The 21,172-nt window shown below is 40.3% G+C and carries 20 protein-coding genes and 1 pseudogene; 11 read left to right on the plus strand and 10 right to left on the minus strand.

What is annotated here, in order from left to right; genetic code table 11:
• Both A7967_RS17315 and A7967_RS17320 read left to right on the plus strand, forming a co-directional pair.
• Nucleotides 1-917: hypothetical protein (locus A7967_RS17315; protein WP_064435912.1), on the plus strand; the 917-nt coding region annotated here is incomplete at its 5' end.
• Nucleotides 918-1,087: 170 nt separating this feature from the next.
• Nucleotides 1,088-1,852, plus strand: coding sequence for a class II glutamine amidotransferase (locus A7967_RS17320; RefSeq protein ID WP_054205625.1), 765 nt, complete (start codon nt 1,088-1,090; stop codon nt 1,850-1,852).
• 114 nt (nt 1,853-1,966) lie between these two features.
• Here the strand turns inward: A7967_RS17320 and A7967_RS17325 are convergent, their stop codons facing one another.
• The 5 genes from A7967_RS17325 to cmoA form a co-directional block, all read right to left on the minus strand.
• Nucleotides 1,967-2,752 carry a DUF3108 domain-containing protein gene (locus A7967_RS17325; RefSeq protein WP_405632573.1) on the minus strand — a complete coding sequence of 262 codons (786 nt, stop codon included), beginning with the start codon at nt 2,750-2,752 and terminating at the stop codon, nt 1,967-1,969.
• Entirely contained in the window at nt 2,706-3,353 is a 648-nt protein-coding gene (gene purN / locus A7967_RS17330) for a phosphoribosylglycinamide formyltransferase (RefSeq protein WP_054454225.1), read from the minus strand. Before purN ends, A7967_RS17325 begins: the two co-directional genes overlap by 47 nt.
• The gene (gene purM, locus A7967_RS17335; RefSeq protein ID WP_054205628.1) at nt 3,353-4,405 is read right to left on the minus strand and encodes a phosphoribosylformylglycinamidine cyclo-ligase; all 1,053 of its coding nucleotides are present in this window, start codon (nt 4,403-4,405) and stop codon (nt 3,353-3,355) included. Before purM ends, purN begins: the two co-directional genes overlap by 1 nt.
• A 191-nt stretch (nt 4,406-4,596) precedes the next feature.
• Nucleotides 4,597-5,565, minus strand: coding sequence for a tRNA 5-methoxyuridine(34)/uridine 5-oxyacetic acid(34) synthase CmoB (cmoB, locus tag A7967_RS17340; protein ID WP_054205629.1), 969 nt, complete (start codon nt 5,563-5,565; stop codon nt 4,597-4,599).
• A 15-nt stretch (nt 5,566-5,580) separates the two neighbouring features.
• Nucleotides 5,581-6,306: a carboxy-S-adenosyl-L-methionine synthase CmoA gene (gene cmoA, locus A7967_RS17345; RefSeq protein ID WP_054454227.1), complete on the minus strand. Its 726-nt coding sequence runs from the start codon at nt 6,304-6,306 to the stop codon at nt 5,581-5,583.
• A gap of 115 nt (nt 6,307-6,421) precedes the next feature.
• Here cmoA and A7967_RS17350 point away from each other — a divergent pair, with 115 nt between their 5' ends.
• The gene (locus tag A7967_RS17350) at nt 6,422-7,108 is read left to right on the plus strand and encodes a DUF3334 family protein (RefSeq protein ID WP_054205631.1); all 687 of its coding nucleotides are present in this window, start codon (nt 6,422-6,424) and stop codon (nt 7,106-7,108) included.
• Nucleotides 7,109-7,255: 147 nt separating this feature from the next.
• Here the strand turns inward: A7967_RS17350 and A7967_RS17355 are convergent, their stop codons facing one another.
• Nucleotides 7,256-8,512, minus strand: coding sequence for an adenylosuccinate synthase (locus tag A7967_RS17355; RefSeq protein WP_064435913.1), 1,257 nt, complete (start codon nt 8,510-8,512; stop codon nt 7,256-7,258).
• Between the two features lie 122 nt (nt 8,513-8,634).
• On the opposite strand from A7967_RS17355, the gene A7967_RS17360 reads away from it, so the two are divergent.
• Entirely contained in the window at nt 8,635-9,525 is an 891-nt protein-coding gene (locus A7967_RS17360) for a LysR family transcriptional regulator (protein ID WP_054205633.1), read from the plus strand.
• A 123-nt stretch (nt 9,526-9,648) separates the two neighbouring features.
• Nucleotides 9,649-10,662 carry a DUF5924 family protein gene (locus A7967_RS17365; RefSeq protein ID WP_064435914.1) on the plus strand — a complete coding sequence of 338 codons (1,014 nt, stop codon included), beginning with the start codon at nt 9,649-9,651 and terminating at the stop codon, nt 10,660-10,662.
• A gap of 56 nt (nt 10,663-10,718) precedes the next feature.
• On the opposite strand, the gene A7967_RS17370 is transcribed toward A7967_RS17365, so the two are convergent.
• Both A7967_RS17370 and A7967_RS17375 read right to left on the minus strand, forming a co-directional pair.
• Nucleotides 10,719-11,219: a M48 metallopeptidase family protein gene (locus tag A7967_RS17370; protein ID WP_064435915.1), complete on the minus strand. Its 501-nt coding sequence runs from the start codon at nt 11,217-11,219 to the stop codon at nt 10,719-10,721.
• A 38-nt stretch (nt 11,220-11,257) separates the two neighbouring features.
• Nucleotides 11,258-12,106, minus strand: coding sequence for a DUF72 domain-containing protein (locus A7967_RS17375; RefSeq protein WP_054205636.1), 849 nt, complete (start codon nt 12,104-12,106; stop codon nt 11,258-11,260).
• A 270-nt stretch (nt 12,107-12,376) separates the two neighbouring features.
• Here A7967_RS17375 and aspS point away from each other — a divergent pair, with 270 nt between their 5' ends.
• The 3 genes from aspS to A7967_RS17390 all read left to right on the plus strand — a co-directional run bounded on the left by aspS (nt 12,377) and on the right by A7967_RS17390 (nt 15,190).
• On the plus strand, nt 12,377-14,155 hold the full coding sequence (gene aspS, locus A7967_RS17380; protein ID WP_054205637.1) for an aspartate--tRNA ligase: 1,779 nt from the start codon (nt 12,377-12,379) through the stop codon (nt 14,153-14,155).
• Nucleotides 14,156-14,379: 224 nt separating this feature from the next.
• Nucleotides 14,380-14,607 carry a hypothetical protein gene (locus A7967_RS17385; RefSeq protein ID WP_054205638.1) on the plus strand — a complete coding sequence of 76 codons (228 nt, stop codon included), beginning with the start codon at nt 14,380-14,382 and terminating at the stop codon, nt 14,605-14,607.
• Nucleotides 14,600-15,190: a pentapeptide repeat-containing protein gene (locus A7967_RS17390; protein WP_054205639.1), complete on the plus strand. Its 591-nt coding sequence runs from the start codon at nt 14,600-14,602 to the stop codon at nt 15,188-15,190. Before A7967_RS17385 ends, A7967_RS17390 begins: the two co-directional genes overlap by 8 nt.
• Nucleotides 15,191-15,220: 30 nt before the next feature.
• Here the strand turns inward: A7967_RS17390 and A7967_RS17395 are convergent, their stop codons facing one another.
• A complete protein-coding gene (locus A7967_RS17395; protein WP_054205640.1) occupies nt 15,221-15,544 on the minus strand; it encodes a hypothetical protein in 324 nt (107 codons plus the stop codon).
• A 175-nt stretch (nt 15,545-15,719) separates the two neighbouring features.
• Between A7967_RS17395 and A7967_RS17400 the strand changes: the two genes are divergently transcribed.
• The gene (locus tag A7967_RS17400; RefSeq protein WP_054205641.1) at nt 15,720-16,472 is read left to right on the plus strand and encodes an alpha/beta fold hydrolase; all 753 of its coding nucleotides are present in this window, start codon (nt 15,720-15,722) and stop codon (nt 16,470-16,472) included.
• A gap of 91 nt (nt 16,473-16,563) precedes the next feature.
• On the plus strand, nt 16,564-18,534 hold the full coding sequence (locus A7967_RS17405; protein WP_167349707.1) for a DUF2207 domain-containing protein: 1,971 nt from the start codon (nt 16,564-16,566) through the stop codon (nt 18,532-18,534).
• A gap of 61 nt (nt 18,535-18,595) precedes the next feature.
• Here A7967_RS17405 and A7967_RS22535 read toward each other — a convergent pair.
• Nucleotides 18,596-19,798: pseudogene (locus tag A7967_RS22535) on the minus strand (bifunctional alpha/beta hydrolase/OsmC family protein).
• Between the two features lie 267 nt (nt 19,799-20,065).
• Between A7967_RS22535 and A7967_RS17420 the strand changes: the two are divergent.
• Nucleotides 20,066-20,905 carry an isopenicillin N synthase family dioxygenase gene (locus tag A7967_RS17420; protein ID WP_054205645.1) on the plus strand — a complete coding sequence of 280 codons (840 nt, stop codon included), beginning with the start codon at nt 20,066-20,068 and terminating at the stop codon, nt 20,903-20,905.
• Nucleotides 20,906-21,172 lie beyond the last annotated feature (267 nt).

The following is a 21,172-nucleotide window of genomic DNA, read 5'->3' on the forward strand; positions in this document are numbered from 1 at the left end:
TAGAAAAAATATACGACCTACCAAGTGACGGGGCTGCAATCAGCACTGCATTTAGGCCGTTAAAAGCAGCCGATGTACAGCTTTTAAACCCGCTAACAGGTGAGCCATTAGCCGTGCCCGTATTTCATCAAGTAACACTCGGCACAGGGCAAGCATCCGATCATGGTTTATTAAACGAACCCATGCCAGGCATGCACTGCTTAATACAGTACATCGATGGGCTAAACAGCCATCCTGTGATCACCAACTTATTACCATGGCAAAGCTTAGTGCCTGAACACAAGCGCACTGATGTAACCCTGCAGCAAAACAGCCGCAGCAAACTACAAGGGCGCGACGGCAATTGGCACCTAACCACAGATGGCGACATAACCCAAACGAGTGACACGAGTAAAATAACAGCACGCAAAAGCGAACAAAACTACCACGAACGCAGCACCAATATAGCTAGCCATGACATAATAAAAATAGACGGGAACCAAATCACCGAGGTAATGGGCGCCTTAAAAACCGTGGTTGGCGAAAAAGCATTGATCATAGCCCTTGAAGGTTTATTACTCGGCAGCAAAAAACAGGTCGATATTGAAGCCACCGAAAATATGAACTTAAAAACACTAAAAGAGTTCAGCGCCCACGCCACCGAAAATATGAATTTAGAAACCTTAAAAACCCTGCATGCAAAAGCGACAGAACTAGCAAAGGTCGAAGGTAAAACAGTGTGGCTAGGAAATAATTCAGTAAACGTGGCTCAAGTACTCCTTGATTTAATAAGTCTGGTAAAAGACATAAACCAAAGCTTAGAAACTCACGGTCATGGGAGTATGGGAGCAGGGCCACCAATAACAAAAGCAGAATTTACAGGGCATAAGTCAACAGCGAGCAGCTTGAAAAGTAAACTGGAGCCGATAGTAGAGTAATGTAAATGCTTGCCAACACGCTAACTGTGTTTAACAATGTGACTATTAAGGTTAAAAATAATTGAAATTTAGCGTTATAGAAACCAAACAACGACCAAATCTGTGACCAATTAAAGTTTTACGTTTCAATTTGTTTTTCAACACTCTGATTTTAAAGGTTAATTTATTTTATGTGTGAGTTGCTTGGGATGTCGGCAAATGTGCCTACGGACATTTGTTTTAGTTTTTCAGGCTTGTTAGAGCGTGGTGGAAATACAGGTCCTCATCGGGATGGGTGGGGAATTACATTTTACGAAGGGAAGGGATGTCGTACGTTTAAAGATCCTGAGCCAAGCTATCGATCTGAAATTGCAAAACTCGTTAAAGCGTATCCGATCAAAAGTGTGTCGGTGATAAGTCATATTCGCCAAGGTAACCGGGGCGAAGTGTGCCTTGAAAATACGCATCCATTTACACGTGAACTGTGGGGTAGAGAGATCACCTATGCACACAACGGCCAGCTTTCTAACTATCATGATTTGAAACCTGACTTTTATCGTCCTGTGGGTGATACCGACAGTGAGCTGGCATTTTGCTGGTTATTGGATAAAATTCGTGAAAAATACCCTCAGTGTCCAGAAAATATGGCCGTTGTGTTTCGCTATGCGGCAGAGCTAGCACATACGCTGCGTGAAAAAGGGGTATTTAATATGCTCCTTACAGATGGTGTATATGTACTGGCGTATTGTACTAATAATTTACATTGGATCACTCGCCGTGCACCCTTTGGAAAGGCTACGTTAATTGATGCCGATATGGTGGTGGATTTTCAAAAAGAAACTACGCCAAATGATGTTGTGACAGTTATTGCGACTCGCCCTTTAACAAACGATGAGCGGTGGCAAAAGATGGAGCCTGGTGAGTCTGCATTATTCAAAATGGGTGAGTTAATTTAGCCGTCAGTTCAAACGTTTGAATTTAACTCATGTGGGTATAAGATGAAATGCTCAAGTTATAATTATCATACTTGAGCGTTTCATCTTGGATAGAGAAACAAATTTACTCTGGTGCTATTTCGCTTTTACTTCTTCAGGTAAAGCAACAGGGCTGGTTACAGTAAACGATTTAAGCTGCACTTCGAATTGTTCTACACCTTTTTCGCCTTTCCACATTCTTACCAGCATGTAATCCATTTCAGGGGCAAACCAAGCAAGAGCTTGGCGTTTATCGTTATCGTATAAACGTTTCACTTTAATTGCTTCAATATTGCCGATAGGTAATGAAATAGTTTCTTTACCTACAACTTCAAAGTTGTAGTCTCTACGGTTGCCTTTTTTATCAATTAGCGGGTATGAAAAGCTGGTTTTACCCATTTTTAGTTCTTCACGCACTTGTACTTGATATGACAACGAATCTTGAAATTCATCGGTCCATTCGCAATCGAGAGGGTATTTGCTTTGACTGCTGTTAACTATCTTTTTTTCATTATCAAATTCGATAGCGTAATCTTTATCAGGCCCTGTGCCTTTGCGTTCCATCGTGTAGTTGAGCGGTGTGATTTTCGTATTACCGTAAATGAAACGAGAGGTTTCTTTACGTGAATCGGAAAAAATCATCCATTCAATATCACTGTGATACGTGACTTCATAGGTGTCATCATCGAGTTTTTTGAGAGTACGAATTGCTTTGCCATGATTTTCGCCTTTTCTGAGGACATCATAACTTGCTTCATATTGAGTAAGGTCACCAGCAATTAAACTAGTAGGAAGTAATAAAGTGCCCGCACATAATAGCAAGGCACTTAGTTTTTTATTCTGGGTAGTGCGCGCCGTGTGCAGGAAGTTGTTTTTCGTCAAGAACTGCATAATCTGCTTCCATAGTAAGTCGTTGTTCACTGAACCACTTGACCACCAAAGGATAGATTATATGCTCTTGTGCATGCACGCGTTTTGCTAATGTGTCAGCAGTATCATCTGCCAGCACTGGAACTTTGGCTTGAAGAATGACTGGACCGCCGTCTAATTCTTCAGTAACAAAGTGCACACTTACGCCATGAACGTCATCTTTTGCATCAATAGCTCTTTGGTGGGTATTCAGCCCCTGGTACTTAGGCAACAAAGAAGGATGAATGTTCAACATTTTTCCTTTAAATTTTTGCACTAAGCTAGGAGTAAGAATACGCATAAAACCAGCTAATACAACTAGATTTGGTGCGAAAGTATCTATAACGTTCATTAATTGCGCATCGTAGGCTTCGCGCGAGTCAAAATCTTTATGGCTAAGCACAGCTGTTGCTATGCCCGCTTGTTTCGCTCGCTCAAGGCCATAAGCGTCTGCTTTATTGCTAATAACAGCCGCTATGTTTGCGTTTATCTCGCCACTATTACAGGCGTCAATGATGGCTTGTAAATTAGAGCCACTGCCTGAAATTAAGACTACTAGACGAGAAGGGACCATTAATCACGGCCGCCTAGGATTTCTACTTGCTCTTCGCCTTCTTTAGCATCGTGGATTTCACCAAGGTGCCATGCGTTTTCGCCAAGATCTTTTAAAATCGTTAAGCTTTGCTCAAGCTTGTCAGCCGGAACAACTAATACCATGCCTACGCCACAGTTAAATGTACGGTACATTTCATGGGTAGTGATGTTACCGTTTTCTTGTAACCAGTTGAAAATACCAGGCCACTGCCAGCTATCACCTTTGACAACTGCTTTTGCAGATTCTGGTAATACGCGTGGGATATTTTCCCAAAAACCGCCACCAGTAATATGCGAAAGGGCATGTACGTCTACTTGTTTGAATAACTCAAGCAATGGTTTAACGTATATGCGTGTAGGTTCAAGTAGTGTTTCACCTAATGTTTTGCCTTCAAATTCTGCACTTGTATCTGCGTTAGATACTTCAAGTACTTTACGAATTAAAGAAAAGCCATTTGAATGAGGGCCACTAGATGCAAGAGCGATAAGCTGATCGCCTGCAGCTACTTTAGTACCGTCGATAATATTTGCTTTTTCAACTACGCCAGTACAAAAACCAGCCATGTCGTAATCTTCGCCTTCGTACATACCCGGCATTTCAGCAGTCTCACCACCAATTAATGCACAGCCTGAGATCTCACAGCCTTTACCGATGCCTGTTACTACATCTGCTGCAGTATCTACATCAAGTTTGCCTGTTGCGTAGTAATCTAAGAAGAATAACGGCTCAGCACCTTGAACGATAAGGTCATTTACACACATAGCAACTAAATCGATACCAACAGTATCGTGCTTTTTAAGGTCGATCGCTAAACGTAATTTAGTACCAACACCATCTGTGCCTGCAACAAGTACTGGCTGTTTATAGCCAGCTGGGATTTCGCAAAGTGCGCCAAAACCACCGATTCCGCCCATAACTTCTGGACGACGCGTTTTTTTAACTACGCCTTTAATACGCTCAACAAGTGCATTACCGGCATCGATATCTACGCCCGCGTCTTTATAACTTAGAGACTGTTTTTGTTCGCTCACAGGTTTTCCTCAAAAAAGTTGCATGTGGTTGCTTAGAAACGCGCGTATTTTACAACAATTGCAAGGGCGCGGCTAGTTCAAATAGTAAGTTTACTATTATTGACAAGGACAGTTGTCCGTATAATGACACAATAGATTTAGCTAACAGGTGCTAGGTAGTTCCTAGCACCTAAAACTTAGTCCCTTTTGTATTAAGCCTTTGCAGTCAGAATTGCACGTAAGGGGGCTGGGTAGCCTTCAATGGTTTTAGTGGTATCATTTGGATCGAGAAAATCGATAAGCGATTCGTTTTCCATCCAATCTGATTTACGTTGTTCTTCAAGTGTTGTAATTGCACAGTCTTTAATTTTCACATCTTTGAAGCCAACACGCTCCATCCATAGCTTAAGAGCCGCCGTGCTTGGAATAAACCACACGTTACGCATTTTTGCATAACGGTCAGTCGGTACTAATACTGTATTTTCATCGCCTTCAATAACTAAGGTCTCAAGTACTAATTCACCACCTGGGCGAAGTTGTGCCTTTAGTTGGGCTAAAAAATCAATGGGTGAACGACGGTGATAAAGTACACCCATTGAAAATACAGTATCAAAGGCTTTTAATTCAGGGAGAGCTTCAACGCCAAGTGGCAATAAATGGACGTTTTCATCAGGGTTAAAATGTTTGATAGCTTGAAACTGACATAAAAATAAATCAGAAGGGTCAATGCCGACCACAAACTCAGCGCCTTCACCACGCATACGCCATAAGTGATAGCCCGAGCCACAGCCAATATCTAATACTGTACGCCCTTTAAGAGGCTCAATATGTGGCAGTAAACGATCCCATTTCCAGTCACTGCGCCATTCAGTATCAATCTCAATGCCGTGTAGGCTAAAAGGACCTTTACGCCACGGCATCATGCGTTTTAATAAATGGATTGTTTGCTTTTGTTCGCCGTCGGTCATTTCGCCGGGTGCGCCAATCTGCACTTTATCAGTGATATTTACATGTTTGGTCGTTACTTCTGGCAGGTTTTTTAACACTTTTTGCCATTTAGGCAAGTCACCGTGACTGGCCTCGTTTTGCCAATGTTTTAATTGACTAGGCAATGTCTCGAGCCAATGGCTAAGAGGGCTTTGCGCAATGGCAGCATAAAATTGATTAAACCATGAAGACATTAAATATTTCCTAAATTACTTAATTGCTACTAATGAGCAAAAATTAAAACATTGATACCATACTTGAGTTTGGCTAAAACCAATATCACTGAGCCGTGTAAGGTGTGCGTTTAGCGTATCTGGACGCATTACATTTTCAATTGCCGTGCGCTTTTGGCTTATTTCTAATTCAGAATAGCCATTGTGGCGTTTAAAGTCATGATGTAAATCAATCAACAAATTATCGCATTGCTCATTTTCACCTTTAACTTTTTCGCTTAACAATAATACGCCACCGGGTTTTAAATTTGCGTATATTTTTTCAAGTACCGCTTGGCGTTGTGCTGGTGGTATAAATTGCAGCGTAAAATTCATTGCGACGACTGATGCATTTTCGATATTTAACTCGTTAATATCGCCAAGCGTTACTGTAACAGGGACTTCTGAGCGAAAGCCGTGTAAATGCAGTTTACACCGTTCAACCATGGCCTCTGAATTGTCGACCGCAATAATCTGGCAGTTATCGGTACGAATATTACGGCGTATACTCAATGTAACCGCACCAAGCGAGCAGCCTAAATCATATAAGTTTGAATTACTCTGTGCGTATTGACCCGCTAATTTGCCCATGGTGCTTACAATAGTGGCGTAACCCGGCACAGAGCGCTGGATCATATCTGGGAAAACTTCTACTACATGTTGGTCAAAGCTAAAATCTTTAACGGCTTGCTCAGAGGCATAAATACTGTCTTTTATGTTCACACAAACAGTCTCTTGAAAAATAATAGGGCTATTTTAGCATTTTATACTGGATAGTCAGTGATAATTTCAGTAGCTTGGCTAGAATAATGAATAACAAGTATAAAAAGAGAAGTTTATGAGTAAAAGTAAAGTAATAAGCACAGATGATATATTGGCCACTCTTTGTCACTCCGTAACGGGAGTACTTTCTTCAGCCAGCGGCAACAGCATTAGTTACTCAGCAATGGTACAAAAAATAACGCGTACCTGTATGCGTCCAGACATTGGCTGTTTTGTATTGTTCGATGGTGGGTTTACTGGTTTAGTTATTACAAACTTCACTTCGCAAGCTGCGATGGAAATTTATCACGATTATATGCGTAATATGGGTATGCCTGAAAATGAGATTGCCCACAGTCATTTATCTGATGATGTATCAAATGTACTTGGTGAATTAATGAACCAAATTGTGGGTGACTTTACGTCAAAAGTGCGTGAGCAACTACATACTTCTATCACCCAAAATCAACCTAAAATGATGGCCATCAACAAGCAAGTGCAAATATCTGTTGATACCACTATGGATAGACCACAAGCACGGCGAGTGACATTTACCACCGCTAAGCAAAATATCTTTTATTTAGAATTAGCGATGGATAAAACTGAATTTATCAAATTGCATGATTTTGATATCGTAGAGGCTATAGATCCTGACGATATTATTGAAAATGAGGCAAAGCAAAAAGCTGAAAAAGCGAAAGCTGCGGATGATGCAAAAGCAATCGACGCTGATGACGATTTTATGGCAGAGCTTGGGCTGTAAAGTCACGGAGTTTTAAAGCTGTAAGTATAAAAACAAGAGCGCGAGTGTACCTTGCGCTTTTAGATTTAAGTATGAATCCACTTTTTAATTAATCTGGATCCAAGACTTTAGTAATATGGGTTTCTAAATGAAACCCATTTATACATATTAGCGAATAATCATTTGCTCACGCTCTGGGCCCACAGACACCATACTTACAGGTACCCCCATCAGTGTTTCGATGCGTTCTACATAGTGCTGCGCTGCAGTAGGCAGACTGTCGAAGGTACGACAACCAGTAATATCTTCATCCCACGCTGGCATGCTTTCATAGATTGGCGTTAAGGCTGCTGTTTGTGGCCAAATAGGGTTTTCGCTGTGATCGCCGGCATAACCAACACATATTCTTAAATCTTTCATGCCAGATAGGCAATCAATTTTAGTTAATGCAATTTCAGTGGCAGCTTGTAATTCAACTCCGTTACGGGTGGCAACTGCGTCAAAATAACCCATATCACGTGGGCGGCCAGTCACTGCGCCATATTCGTTCGCGCTTTCACGAAAATTGTCTTGCTCTGCCATGGCGGTAACTAATGTGCCTGTACCGACAGATGAGCTAAATGATTTAGCCACAGCGATAACACGCTCAGGGTGCAAAGCTGGCAGCCCGCTGCCAATTCCTGCATAGGCGGCAGTAACGTTTGATGATGTAGTATACGGGTATTCGCCGTAAACTAAATCGCGGCCTGCACCTAATTGTGCTTCAAACAATAAATTGGCATTTTGCTTTTGCAGGGCTTTTAAAGGCTCTGTTACATTACAAATAAACTCACGCCACGGGGCAGTGACGTCTAACAGCCACTGAGTTATTTGTTCTGCTGTTTGTGAATAATCACAACTTGGGTATAGGGCTTTTAGCTGCGGCATTTTCCAATCCAGCATAAACCGAATGCGCTCTAATAAAACCTCAGGTTGATTTAGCCAACCAACTAAAATGCCTTTTTTCATTACGCGATCGCCGTATGCGGGTGCAATTCCTTGACGAGTAGAGCCGTAAGCGGCGTCACCTAGACGTACTTCTTCGAGGGTGTCTTCAAGGGCGTGTAACGGCAAGCAAAGGGTTGCACGATCAGAAATACTCAGCTTTACCTCAACGCCAGCGGTTTTAACTTCAGCGATTTCTTCGCTTAATGCAGCAGGGCTTATCACCATACCTGGGCCTAATACGGTAATACAATCTGGATTAAAAATGCCGCTTGGTAATTGGTGTAGTTTAAACGTGCCAAACTCATTTACAACGGTATGACCGGCGTTGTTACCACCTTGAAAGCGAATGCTTGCAGATGCGTTCTTTGCTAAAAAATCGACGATACGGCCTTTGCCTTCATCACCCCAGTTTGCACCTACAACAACAATTGACGGCATAATTTAATCTCCAAATTGATTGAATGAATATGGTATGCTCACTATCTAAATAAGAGAAATTAATTATAATTATTATCCTGATAAGAATTTCATATCGATTTTAGATAATTAAGGTCATCAAGATGTTAGATATTCATTGGTTAAAAACCTTTGTCACATTAGCGGAACTAAAACATTTTGGTAAAACCGCCAACGCACTGCATATGACACAGCCCAATGTTAGTTTGCATATTAAGCAACTAGAAAAAATGACACGGGTAAAATTGATAGAACGTAATCCCTTTAGTTTGACCCAAGCAGGTTTACGGCTATTAGAGTCTGGACAAAAAACCTTATGGGAATTACAAGTTTGCCAATCTGACTTAAATGCGATTAATGAACTACGCCAAGGCACACTGACAATTGCCGCCAGTGATATAATTTCTCGTTTATTGTTGATTGAGCCTTTTCAGTTGTTTAAATGCCAGTTTCCGGGCATTGACTTTACTTTGCTCAATACAACGTCTTCGCAAGCGTCAGCATTGGTTAAAAGTGCTGAGGCAGATTTAGGATTTGTTATTGCCCAAAAAGAAAGTGAGCCGCTGCATTTTACGAAATTACAGCAGATAAAATGGTGTGCATTAGGTAATCATCTAAAGTTATGGCAACAAACCAAAAACGATAACAATATTACACTGACTGAGCCGCCAACATTAATCTTACTAGGCCATGATACGCGAACCCGAGACTTGCTCGATAGTGCTTTGCCATCTTTAAATTTACCAAATTATCGGGTGATGGAAGTGGGCAGTGTGGATGCACAAATTGATTGGGCTGAAGCGGGTTTTGGTGTTGCTATCGTGCCGGAGTTTTCACTGCGCAGTAAAGCAAATTTAACCACCACCGTCACCGCCTTACCACAGTTTCCAACTACGAGTTTAGGTTACATTGTGCGGCAAAACCAGGTGCTTTCAAAAGCAATAAAACAATTGCTGCATTGGGTGAGTGAAGAGATCTCACGTAGTTATCGTTAACAAGCTTGATAGCAATAGTTATTTCTTCGTTAATTTTAACAATAAAAAATGTAATATTTTCAAGTATATATTAAGATGTGGTGCTAGCTGAAATTATACAGACTTATGCGGATCCTCTATAAAATGAGTTATTTTAAAAATTTAATCACAAAATTTATTATGATGATGCAAAAGCGGCCGGGTTTATTGGCGGTATTTGCGTTTTGTAGTGGTGTAGCAAGTTATGTGTTGGTTGAGCGTAAAGAGTCATTCTCGCAAATTATAGCCATACTACTGCTAGTTAGTTGGATATGGTTGATTGTAGATAACTGGCTGCGGGATAAAGTGGAGCAGCGCTTTGGCGTAGCAGTTTCTCCTAATTTTATGCGTTTTGCTTTGCAAATGGTGCAACAAGAAAGTTTGTTTTTTGCTTTACCCTTTTTTCTTGCTGTTACTTCTTGGAATCATCCGCAAGCTATTTTTACATCACTAATCATACTCTGTGCGTTTATATCAGTTGTTGATCCGCTTTATTATAAAAAATTAGCTAAACACAGCATTTTCTTTACGGTATTTCATAACTTTGCATTGTTTGTGGTTATTTTAGTCACTTTGCCAATATTACTTAATCTCACTACAAGCCAAAGCTTAGGAGTCGCATTAATAACCGCAATTATTTTTACTCTACCTAGTTTAGGTAACTTGATGCCTAATGCTCGATGGTGGCGTTTTCCTTTGTTAGTTTTACTGCTTTGCATTTTAAGTGCGGGTTTATGGCAGTTACGCAGTTGGGTGCCGCCAGCGGCTTTGCGATTAACCGATATCACTTTATCTCACCAAGTTGATGTGGAACACCGCAAACCTGTGGGGAGTATCAAGCAACTAGATACTCACTCATTGCATGAGCTTGGTTTGTATAGCTGGACCGCGGTTAAAGCGCCGAGAGGGCTAAATGAAAAAGTATTTCATGTTTGGCTACTTAACAATAATGTTGTTGACCGTATTGCATTAAATATTACAGGCGGACGAGAGCAAGGTTATAGAGCATGGACACATAAAGTAAACTTTCCAGCAAACTCAGTTGGTAAGTGGCAAGTACAGGTTGTTACCGAATCTGGGCAATTGATTGGTTTAACTAAATTTACGGTTACTCAGTAGATTTGTTTGTTAGCAAAATCAATGGAGTTGCCACTTTTTGTCGTGGGCAATAATGTTTACTTTAAATATGGATTCTTTCCTTGCGTTACTAACACACAAAATATTCGTAAATCGAGTTCTAGCTGGTGGTATAGGGGTTCCATGTGACAGCAAAGAGCATAAAAGCTTTTGTTATGGTCTTTTTCCTTAAAGTGGGCTAGTTCGTGTACAACTAGGGCTTTTAGTAATTCCTCGGGCGCGCGCAGTAAGTCACTGTTTATGGCCAAATCATGTTTACGGGTTTTACCTTGCATACGATACGTATGAGTACCGAGCGCATTAGTGACCATGTCACCTTGCTTTTTATATGCGGCGCGGCCAAACGGCGGCGCGTTTTTTAAATAGCGCTTTTTAAGCTCGGTGGCATAAGCATATAACGATTTATCGCTAGTGATGGTGTGAGGGCGAGGGTATTTCTTGGTTAAATATGCGCCGTGTTTATCATTATCAATAAGCTCTATGACTTGGTTGACAATTTGCTCTGGGTAGCCGGTAAAATAGCGTTTAAAATCACTCATTCAATACTTCTTTATTGTTAATTATATTTTAGCGGAATTTAAAATAAACTTGCTTGACTGGCTTCTTTTTCACCAATGAAGGGGTTAAGTACTGGGTGTTCATAAGCCAAATCTTTGCAAAACTCGCGGGCTAATAACGGCGCTTGGCGGTTATCTGCAGTATGAAAAAATACATACGGGTGTTTGCCTTCTTCAAGCCATTGTTGCACTTTTTTCAGCCACGGTTGGTAATAGCTTTTATAGTCGTGTTCTAAATCGGCAATCACAAAACGAGCCATAGGTTGACTGCCAGTCGCAATGGCATGCACAGGTAAATGTGGCTTTTTTTGCTGGGCATCAATGAGCGCATCGGTATTTGGTTTGACTGCAAATAATGCGCGGGTATCCATAGCGATACGATTGATGTTATTTGCTATTAATAGCTGATTAAGGGCAATTTCGGCTGCGCCTTTTTTAAAAAATTCAGGATGACGAACTTCAACGCCGTAGCTTAAGCCTTTAGGGAGTTTGGTAATAAATTGCGCTAATAGGGGGAGCTGTTGAGGGCTAAAGCTACTTGGCAATTGCAGCATTATTTGCCCAATGTGGGGCAATATTGGTTCAAATAAGGTAAACCATGCGCTGAGCGCGTCATCTATATGAGTAAGCTGTAACTCATGACTAAAACGTCGGTGAAATTTAAAGGTAAATTTAAAATCACTGTCCACTGATTCAATCCAACGTGTCAGTGACTCGGCACTTGGATCGGCATAAAAGCTGGTATTACCCTCAACTGAATTAAATGTACGCGCGTATTCTCGCAGCATATCAGCATTTTTACAGTGACTAGATAACAAATTGCCTTTCCACGCGGTACTTGACCACTGCGGACACCCTAAATACAACATAAAATGGCTATAAAATTGTGTGTTTTAGCAAGTATATCAAGTTTGTAAACTCAAAGCATAGACGTGGTTTTTTAGGTCGCATTGATACAGGTTAGATCAAATGACAAAATGCAGCGTTTCATGTAAGTTTAATTCCAACGACACTCGCATCTTGAGGTAACTTGGGTATAATACCCAGCCTAAAATGATTTATAAATAGTGGCTTATCTCCCTCCAAAACAGCAATTTTTAGGGGAAGCGGCTATTGGTCTTTACACTGACAGGAATACTATGCGCTCTATATACTGCGGACAACTAAATAAAACACACGTAGATCAAGAAGTTGAATTATGTGGTTGGATCAATAAACGACGTGACCTTGGTGGACTTATCTTTGTCGATTTACGCGATAGAGAAGGTTTAGTACAAGTTGTATTCGATCCTGAAGTTGAAGGCTTAATGGATACAGCGAATACGTTACGTCAAGAATTTTGCGTACAGTTAAAAGGGGTTGTTCGTGCACGCCCAGAGAGCCAAATCAATAAAGATATGGCAACGGGTGAAGTTGAAATTTTAGGCACAGGCTTAACTATCATCAACCGCTCAGAGCCATTACCGCTTGATTTTAATCAGGTAAACTCTGAAGAGCGTCGTTTAAAATACCGTTACCTAGACCTTCGTCGTTTAGAAATGAGTGACCGTATTAAGCTACGTGCTAAAGCAAGTAGCTTTGTGCGTCGCTTCCTTGATGAAAATAACTTTTTAGACATCGAAACCCCAGTACTGACTAAAGCAACACCAGAAGGTGCGCGTGATTACTTAGTACCAAGTCGCGTTCATAAAGGCAGCTTTTACGCATTACCGCAGTCTCCACAATTGTTTAAACAATTGTTGATGATGTCTGGTTTTGACCGTTATTACCAAATCGTTAAATGTTTCCGTGATGAAGATTTACGTGCTGATCGCCAACCTGAATTTACCCAAATAGATATAGAGACCTCGTTCATGAGCTCTGATCAAGTCCGTGGTATGACAGAGAAAATGATCCGCGAAATGTGGCAACAGTTGCTAGATGTCGATTTGGGTGAGTTCCCAATCATGCCATACTCTGAGGCAATGAGCTTATATGGCTCTGATAAGCCAGATTTACGTAACCCAATGAAACTGATTGACGTTGCTGATTTAGTAAAAGACGTTGAGTTTAAAGTATTCTCTGGCCCTGCAAATGATGAAAAAGGCCGTGTTGCAGTATTAACTGTACCGGGCGGTGCATCACTTTCGCGTAAGCAACTTGATGACTATACTAAGTTCATCGGTATTTACGGCGCGAAAGGTCTTGCTTGGATGAAAGTAAACGACCGCGCTGCAGGCATTGAAGGCGTACAATCACCAATCGCTAAGTTTTTAAATGAAGGCGTGATCAACGAACTACTTGCGCGTACTAACGCACAAACTGGCGACATCATTTTATTTGGTGCTGATAAACGCAACACAGTAAATGAAGCAATGGGCGCACTACGCATTAAGATTGGCCTTGATTTAGAAATCACAAATCTTAATAGCTGGGCACCACTTTGGGTTGTTGACTTCCCAATGTTTGAAGAAGATGACGAAGGCACATTACATGCCGTTCATCACCCATTTACTGCGCCGAAAGATGTGAACGCAAGCGAACTTGAAGCAAACCCTGCAGCGGCTATTTCAGATGCATACGATATGGTATTAAATGGCTACGAAGTAGGTGGTGGTTCGGTACGTATTCACAACGCCGATATGCAAGAAGCGGCATTTAGAATCTTAGGCATTGATGCACAAGAGCAACAAGATAAGTTTGGTTTCTTACTTGAAGCACTAAAATACGGTACGCCACCGCATGCCGGTCTTGCGTTTGGTTTAGACCGTTTAGCAATGCTACTGTGCGGCACTGATAACATTCGTGACGTGATTGCTTTCCCTAAAACCACACAAGCGTCGTGTTTATTAACCAACGCGCCAAGCAAAGCCAATGTAGACTCATTGTCAGAGTTGGCAATTAGTGTTGTTGAAAAAGCTGAAAAGTCAGCAGAATAAGTTATTAATTAGCACTTAACCGCGCAATTGATTAAAAACCCTTAAGTGTTGGCTTAAGGGTTTTTTTATGGTGTAATAAAATTTGTTTAATCTCTTTGGGTTCAATTTCCCGGCGTAACAGTTTTTGACTTTCGGCTAATTTAGATACTCTACTCTACTCTGCTTCTCGAAGCGAAAAGCCTTAGCGCGGGGTAATTCATTAAGAAATATATTAAGGACAGTAAATGAATATTAATGCGACGTTGCTTGGTGAATTTTTGGTTTTTGTATTTATAGTATGCATCCCATTATTTGCATGGATAAGTTATCGCCTTGGTAAAAGAAAAACAACAACACCGGTTATCGTTGCTGTAATTGGCGGGCTATTATCAATTATTCCTCTTTTTGGGTTGATTTATATTGCGGTTCTTGCTTTAAAAAACGATTTAGAGGTTAAGCCTTCTAGTGTTTAAAGAGTTAGACTATTACGATCAGCAATTTTCAAAATGTGCTGTCAACGCACAACGTTTTAGTAACATAGAATTTGAGCAATGCCAGTTTATTGAATGTGATTTCAGTGACAGCCAGTTTAGTAATTGCCGTTTTATTGAGTGCGAATTTATTAACTGTAACTTGAGCGATTTGAATTGGGGTTATAGCGCGCTTGAAGACGTAAGCTTTGTTGATTGTAAACTCAATAGTATTCAATGGGCGCAGGTAAATTGGCCGCAATTAGCACTTACATCATCGGTGAGTTTTAAAAATTGCCAGCTCAGTCATAGCTCGTTTTATGAGTTAGTGTTAAAAGAGCTGACTATGACAGGCTGTTTTGCGAAAGATGTTGATTTTAGACACGCTAATTTAGCGGCTAGTAATTTTAGTGACACTGATTTTAGAGATAGTCTGTTTCATCAAACACATTTGAATAAAGCAAACTTTGTCGGCGCGACGAATTTTAATATTGATATAAAAAATAATAATGTTAGTAATGCGAAGTTTGAGCGTTTTGAAGCGTTAAATTTACTCAGTGGACTGGATATCGAGCTGGTAGATTAGCCGTTATTACACGGCTAATTTAGAGCTGAATTAGCAGGCAGGGCCATTTTTATTTCGTGCGCTGGCAAGTGCTCTGGCGATATCAAGTAGTGCAGGGGTAATATCACTTGCACCATCTTTAATTAGTTTTGATACATCACCTGACGAATACAAGCTATCACGCGGCGATTTAATACCTAACTCACGTACAAAATCTTTAGTTTTACCTGTACTACCTGTTTCAATAAATTTAAAAATAATACGCTCGTTATTATTTTTTGGCTCTGTTTCTAGCGTTTCGATTTCAGCTTTATACGCTTCAATTCTGCTTTGTAAAATATCGATACGTTCTTCGATGCTATTGTATGATTTCATGGATAGGTTCTTTTCTAAATAAACGTTAGGACAATGGCACTATTATCGCATAAATTTAAAATAATTATTTCTTTCTTTAAGACTGTTAATTGTTCTTAGCACTTCGTTTTATTGCAATTAATATTCAAAGCCTTAAAGTACTTTGTAATTTAAATAAAATAAGCTAGGCAAATTAATGCCACTACCTTTTAAGTACTTTGTGAGCTTCTGTTTTCTCATAGTCAGTGTAACCGCGAGTTCCGCAACAAACAGCGAAGTGATTGTTGATAAAGCGCGTGCTCGCGTCATCCCGATCAGTATTTCATTACCAGCATATAACGAGCACTGCAGCCAACAAACAAAATGCCCAGTGGCATTTATTAGTGCTGGCTATGGGATTGCGCATACTGACTATCAGTTTGCGGTAGATGTTTTTACAGCTAAGGGTTATTTAAGCATTGCTGTAGCTCATGAACTAAAAAATGATCCTGCGCTTAACTCTAATCCTCCCTACATGGCAACGCGAATAGAAAATTGGCATCGTGGTGTAGTCACTCTGAAATTCTTAGTTGAGAAATTATCCGCTAAATATCCGGCGTATGATTTTAGCCACCTGACTTTATTTGGTCACTCAAATGGTGGTGATATATCTGCACTCTACGCAGCTATCTACCCAAATGAGGTGAGTAATGTGATCACCTTAGATCATCGCCGTATGTTATTACCTCGCAATAAAAACATTCGGGTTTTAACGCTGCGCGGCAGTGATTATCCTGCTGATACGGGGGTATTATACACCGCAGACGAACTTACAAGTTTCCCTGTGGATCAGTTTTTTTTACCTAATGCACGCCATAATGATATGTTCGATGCAGGGCCTATTAAATTGCTCAATAAGATGAAAAGGCATTTAAACGAATTTTTGGTACATCAAATATCTAATGAATAGATAAACGTTATTTATAAGGAATTAATTTACAATGAAGTGTTTTTTGCAAGGAAGCATAATTTTATTGCTTTTTTTTACGTCGCTATTTTGCATGCAAGTCAAAGCATTAGACTCAACACAAGGGCTTTATGTAACGATAGATGTTAAACCTAATGGCGATCTTGTAATTACAGAGCAGTTTGATTTAATCGCAGGCGGTTATATTTTTGAACACGGTATTTATAGAGCAGTCCCATTAGTATTAGAAGGTCAATATGGTGGACAGTATCTAGCTGGTTTTAAAATGTTAAGCGCTCACTTAAATGATAAACCCACCCCTTATTTAGTGACGTTTTCAGAAGGTCAGGCCATTATTAAAGTGGGAGATCCAACTAAAAAATTAGCTTTAGGGCAAGCTAAGTTTGTTATTTCTTATCAGCTATCAGATAAAATTAGGTTTTTTCAAAATCATGATGAGCTTTTATTTCATGCGATACCTTATCAATGGGCAACCTCAATAGAGCAGTCAAAGGTTGTAGTTAATCTACCTGAAAAGTCACGTGCATTGCAGTGGCTTGCGTATACAGGTTCTTATCGGGAAAAAGGCAGCGATTACTTTGCCCAGAATCCAAAACAAAACGAGTTTAGGTTTACTGCTAAGACTGTTCTAGGTCAGAGTCAGGGAATGACTATTGTGATTGCGTTACCTAAAGGTGTAATAGAACAACCATCGCTGTTTTATCTTATATTTTTATTGGAGTTTATCGAGTGGGTTATAGCCATAATATTTTTAGGTGCAGTCGGTAGCTTTATTTATTGGTCTTGGCGTAAATTCGGCCAATATCCTGATGAAAATGTTGAACTTTTAGAAGTAGTAAAAATACCAAATGAACTTTCCCCGGCGCTGATCCGAGGTATCACCAAGCATGGATTTTCTATGAAATGCTCAATCGAAGAGTTTACATCAACCTGTGTAAGCTTGGGAGTTAAAGGTTATTTAGACTTAAAATACACTCAAGAGTTGAGTACTGAGACGGTAGTTGTTGGCCGATATTACTCACATTCATTGTTACTAACGGTTAAACCCAACTTTCCTAATAAGGCCCTGCCAAAAAATGAGCAATGTGTACTTGATTGGGTTATCAATGAAGGTGGTTGTTACGTTATTAGTAGCGATAATAGAGAACCAAACCGTCAGCTTTTTAAGTTGTTTAGTACAGCGTTGAGAGCTGAGGCAAAAGACGCAAAAATTTTTACCTGGAATTTCAAGTACACACTCATTACTGTTGGTTTATCGAGTATGTTTGTCGGCGTTCAATCGGTTTTAGGCGTATCAGATTGGATTGATATACTGTGGGGGCCGCTGGTGATAGTGATGACTTTTCCCATATTTATTTTATGGTTTGCCATTTACGAAAGCATTTTTGATAAAGATAAAGATAAAGATAAAGATAAAGATAAAGATAAAGATAAAGATAAAGATAAGCCTGCGTCACAAATAAAAAATAAAGCGCTGATGATTGGTGCTGTATGGATCCCATGGGTTGGTTTACTGTGCTACTTTTTACCATTATTGTCGTTATCGAGCGCTTTTTTAATACTTTTTTGTCTGTCAGCAGCGCACTTAAATTACGCTCCCACCCATTATGGCCGACAATTATTAATCAGTGCGTTACAGATAAAAAAATATATAGAGGCCGAAAAAGAACCTGAGGATGATTTTTTACTCGATGCATCGGAATATGAAACGTTGTTACCATATGCTATTTCATTAGAGCTTCAAAAAGTGTGGTGTAGTCGATTTGATAATGTTCAGAAAATGAAAAGAAAACAATTTAGAAAACTGAAAGCACGTAAGAAACGATCATCTTCTGATAACCTTAATCCATTCAGGTACAAGCCTATTTGGTTTTTGGGTAGCTTTTCAGCTCAGTCAGAATTTGTTAATTCGTTAGAGAGCATTAGTTATTCGGCCACTGGTAATTTAGGCGCTTCATCTTCTACGACTAGTTCGGGGTTCTCCAGTGGTAGTGGTTTTTCTGGAGGCGGCGGTGGAGGTGGAGGCGGCGGCGGAGGTTGGTAGGTAAATGATAAAAACAAATTTTTATACCTGTAAATCAAGTGCCTGAAAAGTAACTTTGTTATTAATATACTAGCTCACTTACGATCAGTGGATTATTATGCAAGGTTTTATGTACCGGGCATTTATCGGCTATTTCCAACAGGCGCTGACGTTGTTCGTCTGTTAAATCGCCCACTAGGGTGATTTTTCGTGTGATTGCTTCAAGATTACCGGTTTGTTCGCAATCGTGACAATCAGCGTGATAGTCACGAGTGTGCTCAAGTTCAACTTTGACGTGTTCTAGCGGTAGGTTTTTTCGGTTTGCATACATACGCAGCGTCATCGATGTGCATGCACCAAGGCCAGCTAATAAGTGGTGATAAGGATCTGGCCCTAAATTACTGCCGCCAACTTTAAGAGGCTCATCAGCGAGCCATGTGTGATCTTTAGTACTGACGTGCTGAGTAAATACATGGTCTTTTTCTTCAACGAGTACATTGCCATTATTAAGTTTGGCTGTGTATTAACTTTTATCATATTTTACATAGCGTGTTGCCCATGAGGCAATTATGTGTGCCACGTAGTCTGCGTCTTCTTTATTGGTGAGTAAATGGTCTGCATCATCTAAGCTTATAAAACTCTTAGGGTGTTTTGCCGCAGCGTATATTTTTTCAGCTTCTGAGATTTTAACCGTGGCATCAATGGGGGAGTGCATCACCAATAACGCGCGTTTAAGCTTACTAATATGACTGCTATCGTATTTAGCAATATCGTCTATAAACTGTTTTTTAATGGTAAATTCTCGACCAGCTAAGCTGACTTTTGCTTCACCAGCGCTGTTGATCTCGTCTAAATGAGCAGCAAAATTATGGGCAACATGCTGTGCATCTGATGGCGCGCCAATTGTTGTGATTGCTTGAACTTCATTCATATGTTCTGCTGCCGCAAGTACAGCGGCACCACCTAAACTATGACCAATTAATAACTGGGGAGCCTTAAAATGATCACGTAAGTGATCTGCTGCGGCCACTAAATCTTGAATATTTGATGAAAAATTACTGTTAGCAAAATCACCGTCACTGTTACCAAGGCCTGTAAAATCAAAGCGTAATACCGCAATGCCTTGCTGAGTGAGTGCTCGGCTAATTCTACTGGCGGCAGCGATATCTTTACCACAGGTAAAGCAATGTGCGAATAGGGCGTAAAATTTTATCTCACGGGTGGGCGTTTCAAGTTGTCCGGCGAGTGTTAAGTCGCCACTTTTAAAAGAAATTTTTTGGCGCATAGGTGACCTTTTAGGATTGAAAGATATTGGCGAAATAGGATATGAAAGAGTAGACCATAAAATTGTGCTTATGATTTCAATTAGTTTCGTGCTTTACCTACAATAGCAACATTTTGATTTACATCAAGTAATAAGCGCTTACCAAATGAAGGCGGACATAAGTCCTTATGTTTTTAAGGCTAGTTTATTATTCTCGCGAAGCGCTACAATGGAGCAACTGCTATGATTAGCAAAGGCTTTTGACAACTTAATTCATTGGATACGAACATGCAATTACCTACCGTTGATTATAAAGCGAGCGATGCGGCCGCTCAATTTGTTGAGTCTCTTAGAAATACGGGCTTTGGTGTATTAAAAAATCACCCAATACCACAGTCATTGGTTGAGTCAATTTATAAAAATTGGCAGGCTTTTTTTAATTCAGAACAAAAAAATGACTTCTTATTTTCAAAAGAAACGCAAGATGGTTATTTCCCACCGTCAGTGTCAGAAGTGGCAAAAGGGTTTACGGTAAAAGATATTAAAGAGTACTTTCATGTTTATCCAAATGGTCGTGTTCCTGCTGAACTTGAAGCTGATGTGCGTGAGTACTACCGTTTAGCAAACGAATTTGCAGCAGAGCTATTAAGCTGGGTACAAGCTGAAGCACCTGCTGATGTGCGCGCTAAATTCTCGATTGATTTAAAAGATATGATTGCGAATTCTGAACAAACATTACTGCGTATTCTTCATTATCCGCCAATGACTGGCGATGAAGAGCCCGGTGCGATTCGTGCTGCTGCACATGGCGATATAAACTTATTAACAGTATTACCAGCGTCAAATGAGCCCGGCTTGCAAGTGCAAAAAACAGATGGTGGTTGGTTAGACGTGCCGTGTGATTTTGGCAGTTTAATTATTAATATTGGCGATATGCTTCAAGAGGCATCGGGTGGTTATTTTCCATCGACTATTCATCGTGTAATTAATCCTGCGGGCAAAGCGTCTACAAAGTCGCGTATTTCTCTTCCTTTGTTTTTACACCCACGCCCGGACGTTGTTTTGTCTGAGCGATACACGGCTGATAGCTACTTACAAGAGCGCTTGCGTGAGTTAGGGGTTAAATAATGCTCACGTAATAAGCGTTTTCCTAAAGCGGCCATTGTGCCGCTTTTGTGTTTTATAAGGCCTTATACCAACCAGCATAAATATTTGAACAATTTAACGAATTAAATAGACCCCACATCTATCCAGATTGGTATTACTCTTAGGCTTTGCTCTGCATGACACTATTGTTGTATTAGCTGTCTTGCTGTAAACGTGAATATTCAATGCATTATTGGTCACGATCGGTATAATGCGCGCAACTGGCCGCTTTGGCCTTATTTAAAAGAG

This window comes from Pseudoalteromonas neustonica, from assembly GCF_001653135.1.
Taxonomy (GTDB): Bacteria; Pseudomonadota; Gammaproteobacteria; order Enterobacterales; family Alteromonadaceae; genus Pseudoalteromonas; species Pseudoalteromonas neustonica.

What these genes read in the sequence shown, in the direction of transcription:
- A7967_RS17320 (WP_054205625.1), top strand. Translation starts at nt 1,088, where the DNA reads ATGTGTGAGTTGCTTGGGATGTCGGCAAATGTGCCTACGGACATTTGT.
- purN (WP_054454225.1), bottom strand. Translation starts at nt 3,353, where the DNA reads ATGGTCCCTTCTCGTCTAGTAGTCTTAATTTCAGGCAGTGGCTCTAAT.
- cmoB (WP_054205629.1), bottom strand. Translation starts at nt 5,565, where the DNA reads ATGTCTTCATGGTTTAATCAATTTTATGCTGCCATTGCGCAAAGCCCT.
- A7967_RS17350 (WP_054205631.1), top strand. Translation starts at nt 6,422, where the DNA reads ATGAGTAAAAGTAAAGTAATAAGCACAGATGATATATTGGCCACTCTT.
- A7967_RS17355 (WP_064435913.1), bottom strand. Translation starts at nt 8,512, where the DNA reads ATGCCGTCAATTGTTGTTGTAGGTGCAAACTGGGGTGATGAAGGCAAA.
- A7967_RS17360 (WP_054205633.1), top strand. Translation starts at nt 8,635, where the DNA reads ATGTTAGATATTCATTGGTTAAAAACCTTTGTCACATTAGCGGAACTA.
- A7967_RS17365 (WP_064435914.1), top strand. Translation starts at nt 9,649, where the DNA reads ATGAGTTATTTTAAAAATTTAATCACAAAATTTATTATGATGATGCAA.
- A7967_RS17370 (WP_064435915.1), bottom strand. Translation starts at nt 11,219, where the DNA reads ATGAGTGATTTTAAACGCTATTTTACCGGCTACCCAGAGCAAATTGTC.
- A7967_RS17375 (WP_054205636.1), bottom strand. Translation starts at nt 12,106, where the DNA reads ATGTTGTATTTAGGGTGTCCGCAGTGGTCAAGTACCGCGTGGAAAGGC.
- aspS (WP_054205637.1), top strand. Translation starts at nt 12,377, where the DNA reads ATGCGCTCTATATACTGCGGACAACTAAATAAAACACACGTAGATCAA.
- A7967_RS17385 (WP_054205638.1), top strand. Translation starts at nt 14,380, where the DNA reads ATGAATATTAATGCGACGTTGCTTGGTGAATTTTTGGTTTTTGTATTT.
- A7967_RS17395 (WP_054205640.1), bottom strand. Translation starts at nt 15,544, where the DNA reads ATGAAATCATACAATAGCATCGAAGAACGTATCGATATTTTACAAAGC.
- A7967_RS17400 (WP_054205641.1), top strand. Translation starts at nt 15,720, where the DNA reads ATGCCACTACCTTTTAAGTACTTTGTGAGCTTCTGTTTTCTCATAGTC.
- A7967_RS17405 (WP_167349707.1), top strand. Translation starts at nt 16,564, where the DNA reads ATGCAAGTCAAAGCATTAGACTCAACACAAGGGCTTTATGTAACGATA.
- A7967_RS17420 (WP_054205645.1), top strand. Translation starts at nt 20,066, where the DNA reads ATGCAATTACCTACCGTTGATTATAAAGCGAGCGATGCGGCCGCTCAA.